Origin of the sequence: Streptomyces palmae, assembly GCF_004684805.1 — a bacterium.
Taxonomy (GTDB): Bacteria; Actinomycetota; Actinomycetes; order Streptomycetales; family Streptomycetaceae; genus Streptomyces; species Streptomyces palmae.
The window spans coordinates 1-6,143 of record NZ_SRID01000400.1 but is presented as its reverse complement, the minus strand read 5'-3'; the positions used below and the strand labels follow the sequence as shown (position 1 = coordinate 6,143).

Below are 6,143 nucleotides of genomic sequence, written 5' to 3'. Positions count from 1 at the left end.
AGAGACAGGGGGCAGAGGGGCGGGCCTGGCTCGCCCCGTCACCGGGTGCGGGATGTCGCGCCTGGGTCGGGGGCCGTCAGGTACCGCTGGACGATGGGGCCGACCATCGCCACGATCTCCTCGGTCTCCGCCGAGGCGATCGGCTCCATCCGGAGCACATAGCGGAGCATCGCGATCCCGATCAATTGCCCGGCCGCCAGCTGCGCCCGGAGCCCGGGTTGGGGCACGTCCGCCAGTTCGCCGGCCATCCGGGCCAGGATCCGCCGCTCGATCAGCCCCCGCAGCACCCCGGCCGCGACCTCGTTGGTGAGCGCCGAGCGGAGGACGGCCAGCATCGCCTCGCAGGTCTCGGGGCTCTCCCAGATCGCGAACATGGCGCGCGCCATCCGTTCGCCCGCCTGCTCCCGGCCCCCGGCCGCCACCGCCTCGGGCACCGTCGGCGCAGGCGCGAAGCTCAGTTCGATGGCCGTCTCGAACACCTGCTCCTTGGTGCCGAAGTAGTGGTGCACCAGCGCCGGGTCCACCCCGGCCGCCTTGGCGATCCCGCGCACCGAGGTCTTGTCGTAGCCGCGCTCGGCGAACTCGGACCGGGCCGCCCGCAGGATCCGGTCCCGCGCACCGGGCCCCGCCGCGGTCCCGTTGCGGGCCGGGCGGCCCCGACGGCGCGAGACGGGCAAGACGTCCTCCGGCGGGACGATCGCCGGGCCCTCCGACGCGATGACCCCGGGCAGGACGGCCTCCGGCACGGCGTTCTTCCCGAGCCCCGAGCCCGACAGCGCACCGGGATCCCCGCCCGCTACCACTCCAGGCGCCGAGCCCGACACCGCACCGGATCCCGGATCCGGCACCACTCCGGGTGCCGCGCCCGCCACCGCACCGGGATCCGGGTCCGTCATGAGCCCGGGACGCGGGTCGGGGAGGCGAGGTGCAGCCGGGTGAAGGCCAATGCCTCCGCCAGGTCCGCCTCGCGCTCGGCGCTGGACATGGCCCGGCGGGTGTTGACCTCGACCACCACATGGCCGCTGAAGCCGGTGGCCGCCAGCCGCTCCAGGAGTTCGGCGCAGGGCTGGGTGCCGCGGCCGGGCACCAGGTGCTCGTCCTTGGCGGAGCCCCCGCCGTCGGCCAGGTGGATGTGCGCCAGCCGATCACCCATCCGGTCGACCATCTGGAGGGCGTCGGTGCGCGCGGTGGCGGTGTGCGAGGTGTCCAGGGTGAAGTGACGGTAGTCGTCCTTGGTGACGTCCCAGTCCGGGGCGTACGCGAGCATCTCGCGGTCCCGGTACCGCCACGGGTACATGTTCTCGACGGCGAACCGTACGTCCGTCTCCCCGCACATCCGCCAGATGCCGCGTACGAACTCCCGGGCGTAGCCGCGCTGCCAGCGGAAGGGCGGGTGCACCACCACGGTGGAGGCCCCCAGCCGCTCGGCCGCCGACTTGGCCCGCTGGAGCTTCACCCAGGGGTCGGTGGACCACACCCGCTGCGTGATCAGCAGACAGGGCGCGTGAACGGCCAGGATGGGCACCCCGTGGTAGTCGGAGAGCCGGCGCAGCGACTCGATGTCCTGGCTGACCGGATCGGTCCACACCATGACCTCGACCCCGTCGTATCCGAGGCGGGCGGCGATCTCGAAGGCCGTCGCCGTCGACTCGGGATAGACCGACGCCGTGGACAGGGCGACCTTCGCATCCGGGATGCGCACTACTGGCTCTGTCACGAGGGACAGCGTACGGCCGTGCGTCAAGACGACGGCAGGTGGTCACACGGACGACGGTACGCGGTCAGGACGCGGGGAGGTGGTCCAGGCGGCGCAGGATCAGGCCCTCGCGCAGTGCCCAGGGGCAGATCTCCAGCTCATCCACCCCGAACAGGTCCATGGCGCCCTCCGCGACCAGCGCCCCCGCGGCCAGCTGCTGGGCCCGGCCGTCCGACACGCCCGGCAGGCCGGCACGCTGCGCGACGGGCATCTCGGCCAGCTTCGGCACCCAGTTCTCCAGTGCCCGGATGCCCAGCTTGCGGTGCGTGTACGGGCCGTCCGCCGAACGGTCGGCACCGGCTATCCGGGCCAGCTGCTTGAAGGTCTTGGAGGTACCGACCACGTGGTCGGGCGTGCCGATGCGACTGAAGTCACCCACGAGCCGGGCGATCTGCGCCCGTACGTGCCGGCGCAGGGCGCGGACGTCGCCGGGGTCGGGCGGGTCACCAGGCAGCCAGGCCGAGGTGAGCCGGCCGGCGCCCAGCGGCAGCGAGGCGGCGATGTCCGGCACCTCGTCCAGACCGTAGGCGATCTCCAGGGAGCCGCCGCCGATGTCCAGGACCAGCAGCCGGCCCGCCGACCAGCCGTACCAGCGGCGCGCGGCGAGGAAGGTGAGCCGCGCCTCCTCCTCGCCGCTGAGCACGGTGAGGTTGACGCCGGTCTCCTCGGCGACCCGGGCCAGTACCGCCTCGGCGTTGGCGGCCTCGCGCACCGCGGAGGTAGCGAAGGGGAGCACCTCCTCCACGCCCTTGTCCTCGGCCGCGAGCATCGCCTCCTTGATCACCGCGATCAGCCGGTCGATGCCGTTCGTGCTGATGGAGCCCTCGGCGTCCAGCAGCTCCGCCAGCCGCAACTGCACCTTGTGCGAGTGCGCGGGCAGCGGGCGGGCGCCCGGATGCGCGTCCACCACCAGCAGGTGGACGGTGTTCGAACCCACGTCGAGGACTCCGAGTCTCATGCCCGCACGCTACTGGGCGCACCACGCGGTCAGACACACGTCCCCGCCCGCATACGCTTGGGGTGTGGCAAAGACCAAAAAGGCGAAGCAGGGCAAAGCCTCCGAGAAGGGCTCCAAGAAGGAGTCCACGAAGGACCTCCAGCGGGACTCGGTGAAGGACTCCCGCGAGGACCTGGCCAAGGGCTCCGCGAAGGACGCCGTGAAGGGCTCCGCGAAGGGCTCCCGCGAGGTCGGCGGCGAGGCCCTCGGCGGCCTGCCCGGGACCGAGGTCCCGGACGAGGTGGGTCTGGACTTCTCCCGCGCCTGGGTGGAGTTCCCCGACCCGGCCGACGACGAGCAGGTCTTCCGCTGCGATCTCACCTGGCTGACCTCCCGCTGGACCTGCGTCTTCGGCCAGGGCTGCCAGGGCATCCAGGCCGGCCGGGCCGCCGACGGCTGCTGCACCCTGGGCGCCCACTTCTCCGACGAGGAGGACGAGCAGCGGGTGGCCCGCGAGGTGGCGCGGCTCACCCCTGACCTCTGGCAGTTCCACGAGGAGGGCAACCGCACCGGCTGGACCCAGGTCGACGAGGACGGCGAGCGCCAGACCCGTCGCCACAAGGGCTCCTGCATCTTCCAGAACCGCCCCGGTTTCGCGGGCGGGGCGGGCTGCTCGCTGCACATCCTGGCGCTGCGCGAGGGGCGCGAACCGCTGGAGACCAAGCCGGACGTGTGCTGGCAGCTGCCGATCCGGCGCACCTACGACTGGATCGACCGCCCGGACGACACCCGGGTGCTGCAGATCTCCATCGGCGAGTACGACCGCCGCGGGTGGGGGCCGGGCGGCCACGATCTGCACTGGTGGTGCACCTCGGCCACCTCCGCGCACGGCGCCGGCGAGCCGGTGTACGTGTCCTACCGCGCGGAGCTCACCGAACTGATGGGCCCGGCCGGGTACGCCGAGCTGGTCAGGCACTGCGAGGCCCGCCTGGCCTCCCAGCTCCCCCTGCTCGCCCCGCACCCGGCCGACCCGGCACCCGCCGAACGGAGCTGACCGGGCCGACCGTCCGAGGCGCTCCTCGGCACCCACGGCGGCGTACCGGCTTCGGCTCACCCACGGCGGCGTACCGCCCTTGACGCACCCCGGCCGGGGCGTACCGCTTCACCAGGCCCACGGCCGGCGTCCCCGGCGGGTCCGCCACGCCCCGCCGTCCGCTAGCCGGAACGGCCGTGGCCGGGTGGCCCGGTGGACGAACGGCCCAGCGGCTCAGCGGCCCGGCGGCCCGGGAGCGGCTGCTCTCCGGCACCCCGCGCCTGCCGCGCTACCGCGCCCCCACCGCTACGGCGCCGCCGGTGCGTCCCGCCACGGGGGGTGGGGAAGTCCGGTCGGCCTGAGGGGCGCGGGGGGTGCGGCCATCGTGGGTGGCTCGCCCGGCGCCGTGGACGGGATGGCCAGGGGTACGGGCACCGGCGCCGGCGGGGGTGTCGCCGGCGCGGGATCGGGCCGGCGGTCCGCTCCGTGCCCGTCGATCACCACCACCCCGTCGCCAGGTGTCACCCTCACCCGTGCGCTCCAGTCGCCCCCGGGCTCCCGATCCCGGTCCACGGCCACCGTGACGCTGGTGGACTCGCCGGGCCGCAGCTGCCCCGCGGTACGGCTCAGCAGGAGCCAGGGCGCACTGGTCGCCGCCGTCCAGCGGACCGGTGCGCCGCCGGAGGCGGTCAGCGTGATCACCGTGAACCCCTCTCGGGGCTCGGCCTCCACCGCCAGCCGGCCCGGGCCCGCCGCCGAACGCCGCGGGCCGGATTGGCCGGTACGTCCGGCCCCGCTCCGGGCGCCCTTCCCGCGCTCGGCCCCCGGGCCGCCACGGCGCGCACCGTCCTCGGCCGCGCCGCCGGAAGCGCCCGAGCCGTCAGCACTGCCGGAGGCACCGGGCCCACCCGGGGCACCCGACAGTGACGGCGACGCCGGAGGCACCGGGGGCAGCGGCGAGGCCAGCAGTTCCGGCGGCGCGGGCGGCATCAGGGGCAGCGGCTCCCTCGGCGGGGTGCCCTTCCGCCGCCGCTCCGGCTCCAGGGCGGTCTCCCGGGTGGCCCAGCCACCCGCGCTGGCACCCAGCACCTCGACCGAGAGCCGGGAACCCCCGGCCTCCGAAACACCCCGGGTGGGGTGCGCCCCGCCCTCCCTGCGCGGGTGGATCCCGTACGGGCGCTCCTCGAGTCCGAACCGCTCCTGCCGCCTGGACATCGCGTCCACCTCCGCGGTGCCACCGACGTGCGGTGCGCCGCGGTAGGCCGCCCAGAGCGCGAACGCCGGAGCCACGGCCACGGTGGCGACCACGGCCACCGCCATCACACGGCCACGCCGCCTACGACGGCGGGCGGAACGGTCCTTGGGCTCCAGCGGGAATCCGAAACGGTCGAAGCTCGGCCCCGCGCCGGCGCGCGCCGGGCGCATGCGCAGGGCGCACAACATTGCGGCGTGCACCTCCGGACGCGACGCTTCCACCACGGGGAGCGCGGCGGCGGTGGCCGCCGTACCCGGCCAGGGCCCATCCGCCGTGGCGTGCTCCGCCCGGCGACGGCACTCCCGGCAGTCGTCCACATGCCGCACCAGCTCATGCCGGAGTGCGGCCGACAGCAGCACCTGGTTGTCCAAGGCCAGCCGCGACACCATCGGACAGCTTCCCAGCTCCACCACGGCGAGCGCGGCACGGGTGCGCTCCACCTCGCAGGCGGCGCTGGCGAGCAGCTCCCGGGTCTCGTCCCGCTCCCGCCCCAGCACCGCCGCGACCTCCTGCGGCGCCAACTGGTGCCGCACCGCCAACTCCAGCGCCTCCCGCTGCTCCGAACTGGTCCCGGCGGCCTCCGGCCAGGCCAGCGCGGCCAGTTCACCGCGGTGCCGCTCGCCCTCGGATGCCGCGGCGGCGTACCCCTCCTGCCCCTCCTCCGGCCCGGGGGCGGCGCCCTCCTCCTCGGATTCCGCGGCGGCGCACTCCCGCTCCCGGGGGTCGGTGGGGGCGCCCGCTCCCCACCCGTCAGGGGCGCGCTCGGTGACCATGGGTTCCGTGGCCACGGGTTCGCCCGGTTCACATCCGTCAGGCGCGCGGCCGCCCTCCTCGGCTCCGGGGGGTGCGCCTACGACGCCCCCGGACTCGGCCGCCCCGCCGCCCTCCCCGTAACCACCGGAGGCATCCACGGCCTCCCCGCCACACGCCTCAGAACCACCGGAGGCACCCACGGCCTCCCCGGCGCTCTTCGCAGAACCGCCGACCACACACAGGTCCCCACCGGAGTCGGCCCCGCCGGTCTCCTCACATCCGCCCTGGCCGGCCCCGTCGTCCCGATCGGCCCGCCCCTCTTCCGCGGGGCGCTCGGACCGACCCTCACCGCAAGCCGCCTCGGCCGGCTCCCCGCCATCGGCTCGCTCGGCACCCTCCGCCCGCTCCC

General features: G+C 75.1%; 5 protein-coding genes. 1 reads left to right on the top strand and 4 read right to left on the bottom strand.

Annotated elements, in window-relative coordinates:
* Positions 1–38: 38 nt before the first annotated feature.
* The 3 genes from E4099_RS27740 to E4099_RS27730 all read right to left on the bottom strand — a co-directional run bounded on the left by E4099_RS27740 (position 39) and on the right by E4099_RS27730 (position 2,714).
* Entirely contained in the window at positions 39–719 is a 681-nt protein-coding gene (locus tag E4099_RS27740; protein WP_386390394.1) for a TetR/AcrR family transcriptional regulator, read from the bottom strand.
* A 173-nt stretch (positions 720–892) separates the two neighbouring features.
* Positions 893–1,717, bottom strand: coding sequence for a sugar phosphate isomerase/epimerase family protein (locus E4099_RS27735; protein WP_135341868.1), 825 nt, complete (start codon positions 1,715–1,717; stop codon positions 893–895).
* A 64-nt stretch (positions 1,718–1,781) separates the two neighbouring features.
* Entirely contained in the window at positions 1,782–2,714 is a 933-nt protein-coding gene (locus E4099_RS27730; RefSeq protein ID WP_135341867.1) for a Ppx/GppA family phosphatase, read from the bottom strand.
* A gap of 64 nt (positions 2,715–2,778) precedes the next feature.
* On the opposite strand from E4099_RS27730, the gene E4099_RS27725 reads away from it, so the two are divergent.
* The gene (locus tag E4099_RS27725; protein WP_209446770.1) at positions 2,779–3,747 is read left to right on the top strand and encodes a DUF3109 family protein; all 969 of its coding nucleotides are present in this window, start codon (positions 2,779–2,781) and stop codon (positions 3,745–3,747) included.
* Between the two features lie 285 nt (positions 3,748–4,032).
* On the opposite strand, the gene E4099_RS34590 is transcribed toward E4099_RS27725, so the two are convergent.
* Positions 4,033–5,769, bottom strand: coding sequence for a BACON domain-containing protein (locus tag E4099_RS34590; protein WP_245245231.1), 1,737 nt, complete (start codon positions 5,767–5,769; stop codon positions 4,033–4,035).
* Positions 5,770–6,143: the final 374 nt, after the last annotated feature.